Consider the following 17,382-nt stretch of genomic DNA (forward strand, 5'->3'; position numbering starts at 1 on the left):
TTTACGCCCAGTAGCCGGCATTCAATGTCGAAGTTGTGCCTCCTTAAAGCAGACATTACGACTGGAGAGAATTAAAGCGTCCGCCGAATGACAGCGGGAGTTCGGGGCCCCAGTGCGTCAATATGGAACCTCGTCCGGGAGAAATAGCGACTCCTGTTCGGCCGTTGACAACTTGCATGATTCGTATGAGCTTCCGGTATGATCAGCTCGATGCTCCTCGTGCTTGCGCAAGCCGCTTCCCCCAGTTCCAGTACACGGAACGATATCGTTGTCACCGGGCGACGTGCCGAACAAAGTTTGGCGGAATGCCTTGCCCTCGATTGCCCACCTGCTAAAGATATCGAGATGTCACTACAGGCGTCAGTCGAGCAATTTGCTGATGGTCGCTACGCGGATGCACGAAGCACGTTGCTGAAAGCAATCCAACGGAACCGCGATCATGCCGCTGATCTGCCTAGTCCGGTATCCAGCCTGTATGCGACGCTGGCGACGGTTGCTGAGCACATGGGTGATACCACGCTCTGGCTTGAATCGGCACGGAACAACGTTAATTTGCTGCGGCGTTATCTTGGTGAAACCAACGTTGCGACGCTCAAGCAAGAGCTCTCTCTGGGCGATGACATGGTTGGTATGGGAAAGCCAAGTATGGCGTTTTCAACCTATCACGATATCCAGCGGAAAGCATCAGAGGCCGGCCATTCCGATATTGCCGCCGGCGCGGCATTTCGGCGAGCTTGGCTGGCGCTAACTCTTCGTCGGGATCGCGAGGCTAAGCAATTTGCTGACGAGGCGGTTGCGCTGGCGGGCGTCAACGCTCGGTTGATGGTAGATTTGCGTGATATTTTACGCACACGTATTGCCATACGTCATGGTGAGCAGGGTGCAGTCGATGCTCTCGCTGAAAAGTTACGCCAATCGTCAGATAAAGCGCCGACCTTAATCTTTGCGCCTCCCATAAATGACGTCAATCAGGTCTCGCAGGGGATCGAAGCAGATCTCTGGCATGACTCGGAGATCAGGCTCGCAGATGTGGGCTTCTGGATACGCCCGGATGGTCGCACGTCGGATATTGAGATATTGCGCAACTCCGGACTTGGGCAGTGGCAACCCGGCGTACTAAATCAGATTAAGGAGCGGCGTTACGTTCCGTTCGACGCTGAACCGGGATATCCAGGTAACTATAGGGTAGAGCGTTTCACGATCCGCGCCGAGGACGGCGTTCCAACTGGCTCCCATATTAAACGGCGAATCGGTAAGCTTACTGTTCATGTTATCGATCTTACCGAGACTGACGCAATTACCGCGGCGCATCGCGAGCGAGCGCGCGAAGCACTGGTAAGTCCAGACGCATAAGATGCCCAAGCGGTGGCAGATGCCGCACCCGGATGCGAAAGTACAACTGTAAAAATTGATTAAAAAAAATCAGCGGTTCTGTCAGTAAAGCTAAATCGGTGAGCGGCAAATAGACCTGAAGGAGCCGCGAGCTGTCTTTTTGCATCATAGCCTGAACGAACGTCCTCCTTCCCGAAAGCCGCCATTCCGCTTTCCTTCCCATCTCGGACGTTCCGCTAGCGCTCAATTGCTGACATCGCGGATTTAGGCGGCGTTGCAATGAAAGCAGTTGCTCGCCAGTAATGTTCCCATGCACGACGAGCGCCCTGAGAAACTAGCAGACAGCCTTACCGAAGCGGTGGAGGCGATTTATCGCACGTTCGAGATGCGGCCACCCTTGTCGATTGAAGGCTGTCCTTGCTGCATCGATACCCGTGGGACGGACGTGTTGCTCACAGTGCCGCTGCGGCAGATCACCGGGCAGGATCTTTGGCGTTATGTGTCGGGGGCCTTCCTGACAGTCGGCGGCAAGCATGATTTTCGGTATCTTCTACCTCGAATTTTGGAAGTGTCAGTCTTTGAACCTGCGAACGCCAACGATGCTGAGATTGTGCTAGGCAAGCTTTCTCTTGCGGCTTGGCGCTCATGGGCAGCAGATGAGCAGCTTGCGATCGAAGCGTTTATTGGAGCGTGGTTCGAACAAGCACTTTCGGTTGACCTGTCCGAGGCGGATGAGTGCTGGATCGGTCGGGATGCTGAAAGTGTGCTTTGTGGCGCCGGAAGAGGAGGGATTCCCATGGAACGATTGCTCGCGCGCCTGGTCGAGCCGAACGCCGCACCGGTTCTAGCCGATATGAGAGAAAGGTTTCCGAGCAAGCCGTTCGGCTTTTGGAAGGACGCGCCAGATGCCTTCTCCAAAGTACGCGCGTTCTTGAATCAAGGACGGACGCAAGTCGCTAACCTTCCATCTGTGCCATTCGACTAACGCCCAAATGCGGACATTGCGCGGGGTAGGACAGTAATCTAATTCAGCTCATGGCATGTAAAACATTAGGTAAGCTTGCGTTTGCGCTAATTTCGGCATTGCCGATCCCCGTGTTCGCCCACGCGTACAATTTCGGTCCTTTCTACGTACGCTTCGATGATGCGACAAACGCCGATGATCGAGATAGCGTGACGGGTTTCGCCGCTCAGTCTTATAATCGACTAAGTCCAATGGCCGTAACGGTTTTCCTTTGTGCAACTACGTCTTCATTAATGTTAGCGCGATCGCGCCAGCATTCAGTTCGACTGAAATTAATTGATTCGGGCGTTCCGAATGAAAGGATTAGGATTGGAACTCGATGCAGCAAACGCCTTCGCGTCGCTAACGATAGTAAAGACGCCGTTGTCGTCATCGTTGGCCCGACTGGCAGCTAACCTCCCCATTCCGGCCATTCCGCTCACGCCCACATCCGGTCGTTCTTCGGTAGTCAGGCGTCTGCCGATTGCAGACATTCGTTTATGCTGGCAGGCTTGTTAAATGACGTTGAAACGGCTCGGTCTTGCCACTTTGCTGGGCGGTATTGCTCTCCCCTCGGGCTTCTACCCGATGAGGATGGCTCTGACTGAGTGGTATTTGCATACTGCTCCTCACGACGGACTGTCCGGATTAAGCGTACTTGCAGGAAGTCTCTATTTCGCTCTAGCTTGCGGACTAGTGACTTTCGGCACTGTTCTGAGCCTACGCCGTCAGCGTCCATAACGTGCCATCCGGCCATCCCGCTTTCGTCTAATTGTTGCCTCTCGCAGCGCAGGTGGCGCTTCCCGAAAGCCGACGTTACGATTGGCCAAAAATTGAGACGGGGTAGTATGAAAGCGGCGTTTTGGCGTTTTGCACACCAGCACTATCAAAGCAGGGCGCCGCTGCTCCTCGTCGATGCCGCAGCATTCACATGGTTCGCGTTCTTCGCGCTGATCTATGGAGCGGCTCTGCTGGCTGGCTGGTCGCCGGGTTTCATAGAGGTGCTGGTCGGGCTTCTTCTAGTAGGCGGTCCGCTGATAGTGGGGATGCTACATCGCCGTATCAGGATCGAAGCGGCCAAGGCCCCTGACGCGCTGTATAGGAAGCGGCTGCTCACAAGTCGGTAATCCACGGCATCCGCTGTCCAGCACAGCGCCCCGAAAGCCGCCCGTCCGCTTTCCTTCCCATTCCAGCCATTGCGCCTTCGCTCACACACGGACATTCATTTCGGCATTCTAGCTTTTACAAGCCGCCGTTTAAACGACAGGGTTGCGTACCAAATTCATAGTCCTATTCTCGCTCGGGCATAATTGGAGCATCGCACTATGATCCCATTCCTGCTTATCGCGCTCACGGCAGCGGCGCCCTCAAAGACAGCCAATACCGAGCAGAGTTCACCTCAGAGAATATGCCGAGAATTCAAGACAACTGGTACCCGCCTTTCAAAGAAGGTATGCCGCACTGATGCGGAGTGGCGAGCGTATGATGTCAATCAAAAACACGAAGCCGAACTCCGCGATGATCTTCGAAACCGCACCTTTCGAAAAAACAGATAAGACTTAAATGAAAGAGGGGCAACGGCGCGTCCACTTTCCTTCCCATTACGGCATTCCCGAAATTCGATCAATTTCGGGAATGCCGGGCCAGCATTTTGTGAGTTCCGAGTACAACTCCTGCGTTCCAAATTATTCACGGATGGTGCTAACGGTAGGGAATGTTAAAGATACGTAATAAGCGGCGAGCTGAGCAGGGCGCTCACGCTACCGAGCGGCTCGCGTGCGTCGAGGCATCGATCGTGGCCCTTCAAAACGAAGATTTGCTCGATTTCGCTGATATTTTTAGATCGCAGATTGATACGCCGCTGGCAAAAATGGCGGCAGCAGAAATGAAAAACGCGCAATCAGTCTGTAGCTTCAGATGATTGATCGCCCAGAATCGGACGTTCAAGCAGGCGGTCCGGGCTCCCAATACCCACCATTCGGGTCTCCCAATTGGGAAAGGGAGCTTGACAACGTGGCGCGTGAAGAAGGCTGAACCGACGCTGTGCCTCTCAGCAGTCTCTAGCGTCGCCAATGACGCCCGTCCCCGCCTAGAACGGTAGAATCGAATGCCGGCGCGTCACGAACCTAAGGTCGCGGGACGCCTTCGGCATCGGCAGACGAAGCGTGATCTCGTTCCCGACCGCCGCCGCCATGCTGTTCGAGAAAGGGCTGAGTTGGGCGTCCACGCGGCGTTCCCCGCCGGCCGACAGGTCCAGGCTTCCGCTGGCCGTCCCGTCATCGTCCCGCTCCACGAGGACGCCCGCGTCGTCATTGTCCGTGCGCGTGTCGAGCAGATCGATGTCCGTCACGTCGGCGGCGGACATGACCACCGCCTCACCCGCCGGGCCGGTCATCGTCAGCGTGCCGAGGTCGATACGGACAGCGGTGCGACCGCGATTGGTGTAGACGATCCTCGCCGACTGTCCGCCGGTGTCCGACCAGCGGCCGGTAACCCGCGCCGACACGGCGTCGGCCCGAACGGTGGCTTCACGTTCACCGTCCGCAGTCTCGGACAGTTGCACGCCCGGCGCCTTCATCGGATCCAGCGGGCCACCGGTGCTGCGGCTGCAGGACGCCAGCAACAGCGCGGCCATGGCCAGCGCGCGGATCATCCTGCACGCACCAGCTTGGCGACGGGCAGCGCCAAGCGCTGGCGCGTCAGGCTGTGCGCGCCGCCCAGGTCGCGATCGGATTTGAGACCGTTGCGGCGCTGAACGGCCTCAACCGCGTCCAGCGTCGTGCTCTTGCCGCGCCCAACTAGGCCATCGGCGTGGCGTGCCTCTAGATAGCCGAGCAACACCAACCGGTCCTGCATGGCCTTTACCTGCGGATCGCCGCCGCCTGGAAGCGTGATCGGACGATAGGCGGCGCTGCTATGCCACGCGCGGATCACATCCCGGATATAGGGGAAGCGCGGGTCCCACGGCGATCGGTCGCCGCCGGTCACGCCATCGCCGAAATCGGAGATGAAGACGCGGCCCGGTCCCGCCGGGCGGATTCGGTCGCGTTCCGGCATAAACCAGCTTTCCACCAACGAGGCCTGTTGCTCAACATTGAAACTGGTCCAGGGTTTGCCAATCGCGCTTCGCGGGAATTTGTAGGCGGTGCTGCGATGCGTCCCCAGCCTCGCCATTTTCGCGTCTTCCAGATGTCGCTTACGCCGCTCGACAGCTGTGACCAGATGGATTGACCCATGTAGAATGTCGGCAGACCCCGTTCTCTCCCTGCCACACATGGCAAAGTTCGTGAATCAACGTGGCCCTGCGCTCCCTGTCGGTCGTTACCCCGCCGAAGCCGTCTTTCCAGTTCACGGTATAGTCGAACTCGCCCGTCGACCCGTTCATGCCGGCGAGGGTGACGGCGGAGCCTAGGTCCAGGTTGGTAAGATAGACGCGATCGAACGGGATGCTGGCCGCGTACACGGTTCTCGCCAGTTGCATTTCCGCCGCGGTAAGCTTTCTTGCCTCGACCATATTGGTCTCCCCTGTACCACGGTGCAACCAACGCCGATCACCTCGGTTCCGTCGTCGCGCTATGGGGCCGTACCCTCGGACAGCCGGCCAGACGAGACCCGACTGATACCCACATTCACCGACTGGCCGGTCGTGCGCCTGAAAGCGCAGGCGGCAGATCGAGATCGGGGACGTTGGGCACTTTCGCACGGGACGATGCACGAGTACCGGTGGGACGCTTCATGGTGTAATAGGATAGCTACTGTTTGGTCAGCGCCTAAGATCCGTCGGTCGGCTACCGGCCAAAATCGCCGCTCGCGATCGGCAAGGCGGACTCGAGCACGGACGGAAGGCAGTCGCCCATTTGTCGCCGTTCAGCGCCGTATCGCAGCGCCTGGAAGCCGTCGTTCATTCAGGATGTAGGGCAATGTTGGTTGCAGTATCGGTTGCCTCCGATCCGACGCAGGCATAGAGTAACGCAGTCTTATAGGTGGGGAACAAGACCATGAACGCTACTGATGAACCTCATCGGGCTGGACGAAAGCGCCTCTTGATTGCAGCAGTGCTCGTCCTCGTGGCAATCACGCAATATGCTGGCTTGAAAGACGCTGTACGCGACTTTGATCATGGCTTCCGGGATGGCATCGGCGGGGACTAAGCCAAGCCGACTCCGAGCACTGTTGCCTACCCGAAGCCTAAAGTAGCCCGTCCGCTTTCCTTCCCATTTCGGTCATTCCGCTATCGCCCACACCCGGACGTTCAGGCTGGGGATCCAAGTCCCCGATAATGGCTATTCGTTAATTACGGCCGTTCACGATTTTTCATCATCGAGCGGAAATTTCCGGCTCGTCATTTACCTCAACTTGGCAGGACCGACCGCCCCAGCCGTCCGCCGCCATTCGCCTTGCCTACAGTGGCAAACGAAGCTGCTCCTCCTCCACATCCATCGGTCGGTAGAGGGCATTGGAAACGTGCTCGGCAACTTCGCGTCGCGCGTCTGCCCTCAACCGCTCTTGTGGAACCGTGAGCCCTACAAGGGCCCAGCCGGGAGCGTGCTCGACCAGGTCTCCGATCCGTTCGGCGGTGATCACTCTCGCCATCAACCCAACGTCATTTTGTAGGGTATTAGGCTGCGTAGCGCGAAGTTCGCCTTGATCGGCGCCGGCGCTTTTCTGACGTGGACCGTCAAACGAAAAGGGCACCCAAGCTTCCTCGGATGCCCTTCCAGCTCGAGCTGTGCTTGGGAGCGGCTCGTTCTGTCTCGTGAAACTAAATACCGTTCGACAGGTTCGTGTCGGGATCGTTCGTCCGCATATCGTCAGCTTGGTTCTGACCGGTTGCACGGACCGCATCCGCCTTGTTCTCCAGGCGCGCTTCGGCCGCGTCGTTGCTCACGTTGTCCGCAGCGTCTTCCAGGTTATCTGCGACAGCTTCGGTGTTGGACTCGATGTTATCGGCTGCCTGCTCGCGTGGGCTGGTGTTGCATGCCGACAGCGAGACAAGCCCTGCCGCCATCGCGATAACGAATGCCTTCTTCATATTTCGATCCCCTGTCGTTCGTTCTGAACTAGGCAGGTTCAAGTCCTGTGAAAGTGGTTTGTTCCGTCGTGCTTCGTGTTTGATACATTCGGCGGGACGCGGGAGAACGCAAACGATGGAACCGCGTTGTTAAAACTCTTATTTACAATGGGCAAATCGATTTTGCCAAATGCGTTCGTAGGCGTTGAGTCGTTTGCGCCAAACCGGCTACAAAATAACATCAAGAGAGGATGGCAGGCTATGGCAATCGGGTCGGGCGTTTTGGAGGTTTGGATCAATGCCTTCATCCCGCGAGTGGTGGGCACCTACACCAAAGCGATCATGATCGGAGACCACGCCGGTAAGACCGCTGTTCCGTTGCCCAATCTTGCAAGAGCATGGCCCGGTAACTGGGGGCATGATTGGGATTCCGGATTTTTGACCGACCAGCGCGACTTCAGTTCGAACAGGTCTGCGAGCGTTAGGATGCAGTCGTCCGCCGACATAACCGTATCACCCTTCGGCATGCTGTTTAAGAAAGCGCCGGCCCGAACGTCGGGAACGATCGGGGTGAACGTTAAGACGGGCGAGGAAAAAGGACGTAGCGACGCTCGCTTGCAAAAGTGCAGGATGTTTATTCCGAAAGTCGTAGCGATGCCCTCACGCCAAAGGGTACAAAGCGATGAAGAGGTAATGCTGATCGAGGTTTACGGAGCAGCATCTGATCCCCTCGTCGATTTTTCGGCGGATATTGATTATCGCGGACATTTTCAGGTAATCAGAAAAAAGGATAACAGCTCGCTCGCGATCAACTTTTACGGTGCCATCGATGCCTTTCCGGCATTCGAAAGCTATGCGCGCTGGAAGGGGCAAACGAAGGAAATATTCAAATCGTCGCCACCCAAGGGAAATACAGTTGTAAATCTTCTGGGGCCGCCGAACCGCCTAATCCAAGGGAGTGCTTATTTCAGGTAAGTTCGTTCTACTTGCGCGGGCAATGTGTACGTGTGCGAACGCGCAGTTTGTGCGAACTCCGGCCGCTCCTGCCCAAGATGGGACGACCGGGGATCGCTAGCACCCCCGTTGGCAATCTAATTGTGCCCGGTGCTGTTGCGTGAGTTCGACATGCGTTCGGCGTTGGCTGAATTCGCGACATCGATAGCAGCCCATTCTTCCTTCAAGTGGCAGGTTCGAGTCGGGAATATGGAACCCGTCCTAGTCTCACTTCGACAGACAGGCTTGGGTGGCTTAATTTTCTCTGCCGGCAGGGCCACACCTGTTGTGCTCGGACGCGCATTGGTTTGTGCAAGCGCCGCACTCGATCCCATAACCAACGCACCTACTACCCAAGCCTTCATCGTGACTATCCCATATCATTTCGGGCAATGTTACTGACGTTGTCGACCAGCGCAAGGCGCTTAATCACGCAGCAATTCGCGACCCTTGTCGTTGGGCTAGGAGGCGTGAGAATCGCACATTGGCCGCACCTAGGAACGCCCGCCCATCCTCTTATGGGACAGGTGTAAGGAAGCAATCCTCGCCCTACGGCGTGCGGGACTATAGGCGGTGCGCATCTGCTGGTTTGGAGCGTTGCATGTTTGAGTTCCTGGCGATCGTTCCCGCAGTGGCAGCGATGTCGATCGGCACGCACTCAGTGCTTAAATCTCGTGCACGTCGACAAAGGTCAGAACGCCGCCAGCAGCGTCACAAGCGAGAAGCGGGGCTTTGGTGGGCAACGATGTGGCTGTCGAAGGACAAGCGTCAGAAAAAACTAACCTACCGACAGGACTGAAGACCTACGTGCCTAATGCAATGAAGATACTGTGTTCGCTAATTGGCCACCGTCGAAAGAAGGGGAAGGTCTGGCACGATACATCAGATTGGCGATCCGAATGCTCCAGATGTGGGATCCCAATGATACGGGATCACCGCACCAGCAAATGGCGTTCGTTTCGGCCCGGCGACGCTTCTCCCAACCGTAAGGACGCGCCTCCTTCGGGCACAGGGCGGAAGGGACATCGCGCAGAGTTGTGACGGTGAAAGGTTCAACAGTCGGCCAGTCGCAATGTTGTTCGCGTATCTCTCCACACGCCGGGTGACGCGGTTTCGGCCGCTATGTCACGACAGGTGCGAGCAGCTTCGCAGGACGCGCTTCAGGCCGCCGCGCATCCTTGAGCAACTCAACAAGCCCTTGGCCCTCAAAGGTGAATGGCGGAACGTGCCGATCCGGCATGGATACTCGCACCCCATTCAACGCGCTGGCCCGCAGCGTCTTTAATCCAGCTACCAGCGCCGCCAATGTGCCCTCACCGATAATGACGGACTCGTCGCCGCGGCGTTCTACGGCGACCGCGTTCTCGTTCCACAGTGGCATATGTTAGCCTCCCCGCCCTGATTCTCTGACTTGCTAGAAGCGTAATCGAAACGGGGCCGGTATGGTTTTAATTCGTGTTGATCTGCCGCACGATGAGACTGTCGCCGATGACCCGCGGTAGAGCGTCGAGCAAACCACGGAGGGTACAACATTGTGCCACTATACCGGACCGAGCTCACGGTACCCCGGTCGGGCTTGTGGTGTCAGGGACAGGAGGGCTTGTCGCATCGCTTTCACGGCGTCCCGCTTGCCCACGCTGGTGGATCGAGCGTCGTTGATCAGGCCCAACTCGCCCACCGTCAGCTGACGCCCAAGCTGCCGTTCGTAATGCGAAATGAACCTGCTAGGTTTCATGTTGAAATCATAGATCAGGTCGTGGGCATCACCTAATGTTAGAACCTGCTGTCGTACGTTCCACGGCAGCGCTACTGCTGCGTCTCGTCCGTCGCGACCGCACCCATCGTCATCGCCAACAGCGACGCGCCACGCTGTTCGTGATCCAGCTTCAATAGGCGGACCCAGTGCGCGATGTGCTTGCCTGCCGCCTCGACGCCTTTGCGCCGCAGCTGCGGGGTGGTCAGGTTCGTATCGTTCTGGATCACCGACGCTATCGACAGCGCGAAGAAGTCGATGATGTCGTCGGCGATCAGTGATTGGTCGGCCGAGTTTGCCGCCAGGTACTGCATGACGATGGGCATGATCTCCTGGAACAGGTCGATCTTGGCTTGGTCGTCTACCTTCATAATGTCCGCGGGCATGCTGGCTTCCTCCGTTCGTGACATGTATTGCTCGGGACCTTGAAGCGAAAGGCGGGGCCGACTGACCTGCCAGCATCGGAGCCGCCATGAGCCACCCTCGAGAATGGTTTCAGCCCAAAGTCGTAGGCTTCGGCTGGACACCGCGAACCTGGGAGGGCTGGGCAATCATCATTTCCGTGATCGCAATCGGTGCAGTCGTTGGGCGGATAAATACCTGAATTAGCTGCGCGACTGAGGCATGTTGCGTGGACCAACAAACCGGGCTTAGGCTTTCGCGATGGAAAACACCCCACCGTCGCCCGATCTGTTCACCCGCCTAGAGATCGCTCTGGAGCGACGCAACGACGCAGCGGACGCCTTCGACACGTTCAAGCAGGATGCCGTGATGGCACATGCGCCAGCGCCCGGCGAGGACCCCGCCATTACCAGCGACGACGCTGCGGATGCAGCGGCCGGGGAAGTCGACGAGTTTAGCGCCGAAGTCAGGGCCCTGTTGAACAATGCTTCGGACACGGATCTGACCAGCGCCTACGAGCAGTCGGGCGGCGAAGTGGGTCACCCGGTAGCCGAAGCGCTGCTCGGCGAACTCAAGCGTCGCAATTTCGGAAACTAATCGATGTGCAACCGAGCAAGGTTTGACCGCGAGCCCGAGACCATCACCGAACGGTTCGGTGCGGAATGGCTTGCCGACAAGCCTATGGACAACCGGTTCGACCCGAAGGAATTGCGCCCATTCGGTCGGGCGTACGTCGTGCGGAACGAAGGTGACCGCCGCGGGCTCGACGTAATGGAATGGGACGTCCTGGCGGGGCAGGCGAAGCAGGCCGGTCGCAAAGTTGCGCAGACCAACGTGCGTACGCTTCATCTGCCGCAATGGCGCTCGCTCGTCTCCGATCCGGCAAACCGCTGCCTGATCCCGTTGACTGAGTTCTGCGAATGGGCGCGCGAGCCCACCGACCTCGGCGACGGGAAGAAGCCGATCAAGGGGGAGATGTGGTTCGCGGTGAAAGACCAGCCCCTCTTCGCGATCGCCGGTTTCTGGCGACAGGTCGGCGAACAGCGCTACTTTGCTATGGTGACGTGCGACGCGAATGAACTAGTGGCGCCGGTCCACCCCAAGGCGATGATCACGATTCTGCGGCCAGACGATCATGAGCGGTGGCTTGCCGGCAGCTATGACGACGTGCTGGCGTTGCAGCGGCCATATCCTTCCGACCGAATGTCAGTGCGGGGGCCAGTGTTTCCGACGCGAAGTATCAACTCGGCATGACAGGTTGGGATGCACCGGCCTGATGACCGGATTCGTCCACATCAGGACACCCGGGCTGGCGATCCAAGCTCCCGATAACGGCCATTCGTTCAGCGCATCGTTCCCGGTTTAAAGTTGCCTATATGCACCGAACTGCTGGCCTAACTGCCGCTTTACCGTGATAGTCGACGTCAACTTTAATTTAAATCAAGGATCATCCGGCAACCTATGGTATAAATCGTAAATTGCCGACCAATCACGGCCCTTGGCAACTGAGAGACGCAATGCTCCCGCCGATATGACGGGAACCTTGTTTTGATCTCGGAAATTGACCCTTGTGGTCTGATTGCAAAAAACCTATCGGCGCATTCGCAGATACAGCTTTTCGACAACGAAGCTTTGGGTCGTTTGAAAGCTCGAACAAGAACCTTTGAGTCGGGAAGCTACGTATTCAGGGAAGGCTTGTCATTTGCCGACTATGCGTTTGTAATATCAGGACATCTATTCCGTCAAAAGCAGAATCTAGACGGTTATCGACAAATAGTATCGTTAATAATACCCGGAGACGTAGTTAATCCAGAAAATAGATTCGTGAATAATCTGGACTATAACGTGGTATGTGCCGAAAAATCTTGCATCGCGTATGTGCAAAAATCCGAGTTTGAATCGTTAATAGATGTTCACCCATCCATTAGGTTGGCTTTGGATATTATAACAGCGGCGGAGTCGCGACAGTTACGGGAGTGGTTGCTGAATATAGGTGGGCGATCTGCACGGACTCGTGTGGCTCATTTCTTAAACGAATTTGCTGCCAGGACCAAGTTGCGCGGCTTGAGTGATGGGTTGCGCTTTTCCCTGCCTATGTCGCAGGAGCAGATTGGGGATAGCGTGGGAATCACACCTGTCCACGTTAGTAGATCTATCAGGTCGCTAGTTGAAAGTGGCTTAATCAAGCACACCAATCGAAGATATGAAATAGTTGATCTCAACGCCTTTAGACAAGCTGGTCAATTCACGGAAAGGTTTCTCTTGGTCGATGACCTGCCTCATTGATTAATATATCGTGGATACCATGACGGCCGACGTTCGGTGTCTGGTCCAAATTCGGCGATCGCCACCCAACTCCGCTTACGCCCCGACAAGGACGCTGAGGTCGATCATTTTTGCCGTCGAAACCAACTTCAAATTCAGTTGGAGATCCCTGTTCCACGTAGCCGAATGCCATCGACAAAAGCGCAAGCGATGGGTCAACCGCGTATATCCGCTTGCCGGATCCCCGCAATCATTGGCGCTGTTGAAACGATACCGGATAGGTCGCGGTACGGACGGCGAGCATCGGATCCGCGGCGGCGATCCCTGCGGGCATCCGGCCGGGCGAGAATGTCAACGCACGGTCCGCGGCGCCGCTATTGCCGGCGAGCGCCGCGATCGTGACCGTACCCAGCTTGACCACTTTGCGCGTCGACGGCTAGGCAATCGACGGATCTTCGGTCGGCCCCTGCCCCATCGACGAGGGAGCTATAGTGGGCCCACTTGATCGTAATTAATCTTATATTGGTAGGATCGTTTACCTTTCTTGATCTAAGTTATTCCCGCAAGGCCTCACGGTACACGTCGGAATGCTAGACAGGAGGCCGAGGATGACGTTCGACCAACAGGAAAAATTGAAAGCGCTTCTGCTGGAAGCGCTGGCCATAGCCGACAAAATGGAAGGGCGTGGTGTTCTCGCCCTCTACATTGTTCAGGCATTAGATACCCTGACGCCCAACGTTCGGCGTTGAGCGGTTCGATGTCTGTTATCGCGGCTGTCTCACCATAAGAGGACGGTCCGCCTCCCTTCCCATTCCGCTTACGCCCAGACTTCGACGTTTATGCGGGCGATCTGCGACCCGCCACAATCGTCTGCGCCGGACGATGCGACCCGTGCGGACCAGGGGTCGCTACGAAACACTGTTCGTTATCCTAACTCGCGCCTGGATCAAGCGGCAGATAGTATCGAGGCGATCCTGTCTGCAAACCCCTTCAGCATCGAAACTTTGTCGAGACCAGCTAGTTTCCGTGGTTCGGGATCGATGGCGCAAAGAGTGCCATAGAACGAGCCGTCGGCAAGAACGATGGGAAGTGAAACATAGCTCTTAAACCCGTATAGGGCCGGAGCGGGATGGCTTAGCCACTTAGGATTTCCCGCCACGTCGTCTATCACAACGGTATTACCGTGCTCGCGTATGTCGTTGCAGATGGTTGTTGAAACCCTCAGTTCCTCACCCGGTGACATCCCGAAGTCGATCTGATCGACGACTTGACAGGCAATCCACCGTATATCGGTAACACGAGCAAGGGCGACAAACCCCATTCCGGTTGAAGCGGCAACTTCGTCTAAAATCTGGCGGATACCGTCGTCATCACCGTCGCGAGCGGCGCCAGCTGCAAATTCATCGAGCATACTCGTCGTTACCCGGTCCTGCGATAGGACGGCAACTGTTCCGAACTGTCATGCATCAATTCGGTTTGCGTAGATGCCGCTTTACCGAACTGGAGGCGGCGAAACCCGGTGCCCTGCATCCCCAGATCGCGTCTCCTTCGTTTGATGCAAACTTAGGACTGCTACTTCAACCTTCGTACAGCTTTTCCAACGCTGAAACCGGAAAGCCACGCGAAACGCTCTGACATTTTTTCATGAACCTCAAAAGGGCATTGGTCTGAAACCCCTTCGCGTTGACCGCTTTCTAAGCCCGCTTCATACGCATCGCGTAACATTGGTTCGTCTGGTTCCATTGATTGGTAACGCTCGAAAGCAACAATCGGCTGGAGCGAGATAGATACAATCTTGGTGTTAGAAGGCGAAGCTCTTACTCCTCAGTTGCAGTGCGACCATGGGATTTGGGAAGGCATACGCATTCCCGTTTACGATCCAGACCGTCCGAAAACTCGCCCGTGATCGAGGTCCGTACGATCCCCCGCTGAAAAATGGCTGAGGGCCAGCCTTTTCCGGTTTTTATGCGCTGATGAGGCCGGAATAGGCTGTCACAAGGCGATATTCGGCGTCGTGACGGCAGGCGTGGCGGGCCGGATCAGGGCTGCACCGCCCGGATCATCCCCGGCACACCGATGAGGGTGATAGCCCGCCTGAGATTGTAGGCGAGTGTCGTTAGGCTGAACTCGGCGCGGACCTTCTCCAGCCCGCGCATCAGGAACGCGCCCTGGTTCATCGACTGCTTGATTGTTCCGAACGGGTGTTCGACCGTGGAGCGGCGGATGACGAGGAGGTCTGGCCGCTTCGCGAGGCGCGCCGCCATGCGCTCGAGGATTTCCTCCTTCTCCCAACGGTTGACGCGCCGCCAGCGTCCCTTGGTGCACAGCGTCTTCATCGGGCAGCCGGAGCAGGCGGCAGGATTGGAATACTGGATCGTGACATGCCCGCGCGTCACCGAGTTGTAGCGGGTGTCGAGCAGCTGCCCGGCAGGGCAGTGATAGGCGTCGGCTGCTGGATCGTAGCGAAACCGCTCTTTGGGAAAGAGGCCGTTGCTGACGTTGACGCCCCGGTGCGGGCGGGGAATGTACGGCGTGATGCCGGCGGCTTCGCACGCCTCGATATCTTCGCCCTTGTGGTAGCCCATGTCGGCAACCGCATCGATCTGCTCGACGCCGAGCAGCTCCTTTGCAGCACCGGCGGTGGGCGCCAGCAGGCCCATGTCGTTGCACGCGTTCGTGACGTGCTGCTCGACGATGAGGCTGTGCTTAGCATCGACTGGCACCTGCGCGTTGTAGCCGATGGTCACCTTGCCATGGGCGACCATCGCGCGCGCATCGGGGTCGGTAAGCGAGATCTGCCCTTCGCCACTCTCCTCCAACTGACCGAGCAACGCCGAACTGACCTGACGCTGCTCGCGCAGTTTGGCGATCTTCGTCGCCAGAGCGTCGGCGCGGCCGGTGCCGGCACCATCTTCGCCGCGGTCGATCTGGTCCAACTCGGCCAGGTAGCGCTCTAGCCGCGCGTCGGCCGAGGCGAGATACGTTGCCAGCCGCTCGCGGCTGAAGTTACGCGACCGGCTGTTCACCGCCTTCAGGCGCGTACCGTCGACCGCCAACAACTCGCGCCCAAACAGGTCGAGTTTGCGGCACAGGACCACGAACTCGCGGAACACCGCCTTGAACGCGGCTCGGTTGTCTCGCCGGAAGTCGGCGATGGTTCGGAAGTCAGGCCGCACCCCGCGCAGTAGCCAGATCAGCTCGAGATTGCGTATAGCTTCAGCCGCCAGGCGCCGGCTCGACCGCACCCGATTAAGGTAGCCGTACAGGTACAGCTTGAGCATATCGGCCGGATCGTAGCCGGGCCGCCCCGTCGCCTTTGGTTGAGCTCGCACGAAGCCGGCACCGCCAAGATCAAGGTCATCGAAGGCGTCGATGAACCGCACCGGGTTATCCGCAGCTACATAGTCCTCGACTGACGCCGGTAGCAGCAGCGCTTGGTCCCGAGCATGACCTTCGATGTATGCCATCACCGTCCCAGCATGCCGGGGAATCCAGAATGCCGTTTTCGGACGGTCTGGATCCTTTTCGAGATAGAAGGCAGCGTTGTGCGACGTTCGCTAACGGCCATCTGCCTTTCCAATAGCGGACGGTCTGCTTTCCTCTCCATTCCGGTCATTCCGCTTTCGCCCGCACCCGGACGTTCCGGTAGGTAACTCGCGGTCTCGAAAGCGGACATCCGTTCATCTCGACGATGCCAACCCGCCTCCGCATTGATGCAAAAATCGAAAGTTTTGCATCACATGACCGGCTCGGATTGCGAACTATGCGTTCTGAGGGGTGGCCTCGCTCAACCCAGAAAGCCGCTCCTACGAGTCAAATATACTTGACTCGAAATGTCGCGTATGTTTGACATTGTGCGAAAGCTTAGGGGAAGCAGATGTACGAGTTCACTCACCGTGGGGCCGGGGTCAATTGGGCGGCTTTAGATCGAAAGAGCCGACGCCTTGTGTCTGGGAGTATGGCTAGCGCCGTGGTGGCCGTTATGCCGCTTTTCAAATGGACCGCTGACGCTGCGCGCCAAGTGGGTATCGAGTTTCAGGGCGCAATGCCCATTGAAGGCACGGCTGTTTCGGCTCCTTCCCTCTATCTGCCTGCGGCTTGGGTCGTGGCCTGGGTAATCGGCTTTGCTGCCTTATCCGGCCTGCTATGGTGGCGCATGAGCATCCGGCAGGATGAGCTGTTTCATCGAGTGCAGAACTGGTCGCTCGGCATGAGTGGCGCGTGGACTGCAGCTGCCCTTACAGTGTGGGGCCTGTTAGATATGACCGGGACCACCCCGCCCATACAGGGGCCTGCCCCCCTAATCCTGTTCTCAGCACTCACGATCTTGTTCGGCCGGACGGCTGCGCGCAAATGGGCGTCCTAACTCGACTCCCGGAACACCGGGCTGAATCGAACTTCACGCAGGCTGGATTGGCAACGCTCGTTGGCGTTTCCAGACAAACCATCAACTCAATCGAGACAGGCCGGTTCGAGCCTAGTTTGTCATTGGCGCTCAAGCTGGCCAATCTATTCAACGTCCCCGTAGAGAACCTTTTTAGCCTTCCGGAAAATTAAACATTGGCGGTACTGCTGCTGTGCTGAGGCAAAACTCACAGATTTTGCATCGACGAAAGAACGGCG

The 17,382-nt window shown here is 57.4% G+C and carries 22 protein-coding genes; 12 read left to right on the top strand and 10 right to left on the bottom strand.

Features of this window, described 5'->3' with window-relative positions; genetic code table 11:
* Nucleotides 1-198: 198 nt before the first annotated feature.
* The 4 genes from O6X71_RS20190 to O6X71_RS20205 all read left to right on the top strand — a co-directional run bounded on the left by O6X71_RS20190 (nucleotide 199) and on the right by O6X71_RS20205 (nucleotide 4,256).
* A complete protein-coding gene (locus tag O6X71_RS20190; protein ID WP_353467450.1) occupies nucleotides 199-1,353 on the top strand; it encodes a hypothetical protein in 1,155 nt (384 codons plus the stop codon).
* 289 nt (nucleotides 1,354-1,642) lie between these two features.
* Nucleotides 1,643-2,317 carry a hypothetical protein gene (locus O6X71_RS20195; RefSeq protein ID WP_353467451.1) on the top strand — a complete coding sequence of 225 codons (675 nt, stop codon included), beginning with the start codon at nucleotides 1,643-1,645 and terminating at the stop codon, nucleotides 2,315-2,317.
* Nucleotides 2,318-3,183: 866 nt separating this feature from the next.
* The gene (locus O6X71_RS20200) at nucleotides 3,184-3,462 is read left to right on the top strand and encodes a hypothetical protein (RefSeq protein WP_107955693.1); all 279 of its coding nucleotides are present in this window, start codon (nucleotides 3,184-3,186) and stop codon (nucleotides 3,460-3,462) included.
* Nucleotides 3,463-4,049: 587 nt separating this feature from the next.
* Nucleotides 4,050-4,256 (top strand): hypothetical protein, encoded by a 207-nt coding sequence (locus O6X71_RS20205; protein ID WP_353467452.1) that lies wholly within the window; start codon nucleotides 4,050-4,052, stop codon nucleotides 4,254-4,256.
* 168 nt (nucleotides 4,257-4,424) lie between these two features.
* Here O6X71_RS20205 and O6X71_RS20210 read toward each other — a convergent pair whose 3' ends face one another.
* The 5 genes from O6X71_RS20210 to O6X71_RS20230 form a co-directional block, all read right to left on the bottom strand.
* The gene (locus O6X71_RS20210) at nucleotides 4,425-4,988 is read right to left on the bottom strand and encodes a hypothetical protein (protein WP_353467453.1); all 564 of its coding nucleotides are present in this window, start codon (nucleotides 4,986-4,988) and stop codon (nucleotides 4,425-4,427) included.
* Nucleotides 4,985-5,407: a peptidoglycan-binding domain-containing protein gene (locus O6X71_RS20215; protein ID WP_353467454.1), complete on the bottom strand. Its 423-nt coding sequence runs from the start codon at nucleotides 5,405-5,407 to the stop codon at nucleotides 4,985-4,987. The genes O6X71_RS20210 and O6X71_RS20215 overlap by 4 nt, the downstream gene beginning before the upstream one ends.
* A gap of 124 nt (nucleotides 5,408-5,531) precedes the next feature.
* Nucleotides 5,532-5,849, bottom strand: coding sequence for a hypothetical protein (locus tag O6X71_RS20220; RefSeq protein WP_353467455.1), 318 nt, complete (start codon nucleotides 5,847-5,849; stop codon nucleotides 5,532-5,534).
* An 887-nt stretch (nucleotides 5,850-6,736) separates the two neighbouring features.
* A complete protein-coding gene (locus O6X71_RS20225) occupies nucleotides 6,737-7,180 on the bottom strand; it encodes a DUF6771 family protein (RefSeq protein ID WP_353467456.1) in 444 nt (147 codons plus the stop codon).
* On the bottom strand, nucleotides 7,098-7,367 hold the full coding sequence (locus tag O6X71_RS20230) for a hypothetical protein (RefSeq protein ID WP_353467457.1): 270 nt from the start codon (nucleotides 7,365-7,367) through the stop codon (nucleotides 7,098-7,100). Before O6X71_RS20230 ends, O6X71_RS20225 begins: the two co-directional genes overlap by 83 nt.
* A gap of 75 nt (nucleotides 7,368-7,442) precedes the next feature.
* On the opposite strand from O6X71_RS20230, the gene O6X71_RS20235 reads away from it, so the two are divergent.
* Entirely contained in the window at nucleotides 7,443-8,321 is an 879-nt protein-coding gene (locus O6X71_RS20235; protein WP_353467458.1) for a hypothetical protein, read from the top strand.
* A 619-nt stretch (nucleotides 8,322-8,940) separates the two neighbouring features.
* Nucleotides 8,941-9,138: a hypothetical protein gene (locus tag O6X71_RS20240; protein WP_353467459.1), complete on the top strand. Its 198-nt coding sequence runs from the start codon at nucleotides 8,941-8,943 to the stop codon at nucleotides 9,136-9,138.
* A 321-nt stretch (nucleotides 9,139-9,459) separates the two neighbouring features.
* On the opposite strand, the gene O6X71_RS20245 is transcribed toward O6X71_RS20240, so the two are convergent.
* Nucleotides 9,460-9,720 carry a hypothetical protein gene (locus O6X71_RS20245; RefSeq protein WP_353467460.1) on the bottom strand — a complete coding sequence of 87 codons (261 nt, stop codon included), beginning with the start codon at nucleotides 9,718-9,720 and terminating at the stop codon, nucleotides 9,460-9,462.
* A 425-nt stretch (nucleotides 9,721-10,145) separates the two neighbouring features.
* A complete protein-coding gene (locus tag O6X71_RS20250; RefSeq protein WP_353467461.1) occupies nucleotides 10,146-10,478 on the bottom strand; it encodes a hypothetical protein in 333 nt (110 codons plus the stop codon).
* A 277-nt stretch (nucleotides 10,479-10,755) separates the two neighbouring features.
* On the opposite strand from O6X71_RS20250, the gene O6X71_RS20255 reads away from it, so the two are divergent.
* The 3 genes from O6X71_RS20255 (at nucleotide 10,756) to O6X71_RS20265 (ending at nucleotide 12,780) form a co-directional block, all read left to right on the top strand.
* Nucleotides 10,756-11,091: a hypothetical protein gene (locus O6X71_RS20255; RefSeq protein WP_353467462.1), complete on the top strand. Its 336-nt coding sequence runs from the start codon at nucleotides 10,756-10,758 to the stop codon at nucleotides 11,089-11,091.
* 3 nt (nucleotides 11,092-11,094) lie between these two features.
* A complete protein-coding gene (locus O6X71_RS20260; protein WP_353467463.1) occupies nucleotides 11,095-11,748 on the top strand; it encodes an SOS response-associated peptidase in 654 nt (217 codons plus the stop codon).
* Between the two features lie 294 nt (nucleotides 11,749-12,042).
* Nucleotides 12,043-12,780 (top strand): Crp/Fnr family transcriptional regulator, encoded by a 738-nt coding sequence (locus O6X71_RS20265; protein ID WP_353467464.1) that lies wholly within the window; start codon nucleotides 12,043-12,045, stop codon nucleotides 12,778-12,780.
* 229 nt (nucleotides 12,781-13,009) lie between these two features.
* On the opposite strand, the gene O6X71_RS20270 is transcribed toward O6X71_RS20265, so the two are convergent.
* Nucleotides 13,010-13,180: a hypothetical protein gene (locus O6X71_RS20270; protein ID WP_353467465.1), complete on the bottom strand. Its 171-nt coding sequence runs from the start codon at nucleotides 13,178-13,180 to the stop codon at nucleotides 13,010-13,012.
* 187 nt (nucleotides 13,181-13,367) lie between these two features.
* Between O6X71_RS20270 and O6X71_RS20275 the strand changes: the two genes are divergently transcribed.
* A complete protein-coding gene (locus tag O6X71_RS20275) occupies nucleotides 13,368-13,508 on the top strand; it encodes a hypothetical protein (protein ID WP_353467466.1) in 141 nt (46 codons plus the stop codon).
* A gap of 197 nt (nucleotides 13,509-13,705) precedes the next feature.
* Here O6X71_RS20275 and O6X71_RS20280 read toward each other — a convergent pair whose 3' ends face one another.
* Nucleotides 13,706-14,170 carry a GAF domain-containing protein gene (locus O6X71_RS20280; RefSeq protein WP_353467467.1) on the bottom strand — a complete coding sequence of 155 codons (465 nt, stop codon included), beginning with the start codon at nucleotides 14,168-14,170 and terminating at the stop codon, nucleotides 13,706-13,708.
* A gap of 628 nt (nucleotides 14,171-14,798) precedes the next feature.
* A complete protein-coding gene (locus tag O6X71_RS20285; RefSeq protein ID WP_353467468.1) occupies nucleotides 14,799-16,226 on the bottom strand; it encodes an IS1182 family transposase in 1,428 nt (475 codons plus the stop codon).
* A 515-nt stretch (nucleotides 16,227-16,741) separates the two neighbouring features.
* On the opposite strand from O6X71_RS20285, the gene O6X71_RS20290 reads away from it, so the two are divergent.
* Entirely contained in the window at nucleotides 16,742-17,125 is a 384-nt protein-coding gene (locus O6X71_RS20290) for a hypothetical protein (protein ID WP_353467500.1), read from the top strand.
* Nucleotides 17,113-17,316, top strand: coding sequence for a helix-turn-helix transcriptional regulator (locus O6X71_RS20295; RefSeq protein ID WP_353467469.1), 204 nt, complete (start codon nucleotides 17,113-17,115; stop codon nucleotides 17,314-17,316). The genes O6X71_RS20290 and O6X71_RS20295 overlap by 13 nt, the downstream gene beginning before the upstream one ends.
* The last annotated feature ends 66 nt before the right edge of the window (nucleotides 17,317-17,382 follow it).

The sequence above is a fragment of the Sphingomonas faeni genome (genome assembly GCF_040407505.1).
GTDB lineage: Bacteria > Pseudomonadota > Alphaproteobacteria > Sphingomonadales > Sphingomonadaceae > Sphingomonas > Sphingomonas faeni_E.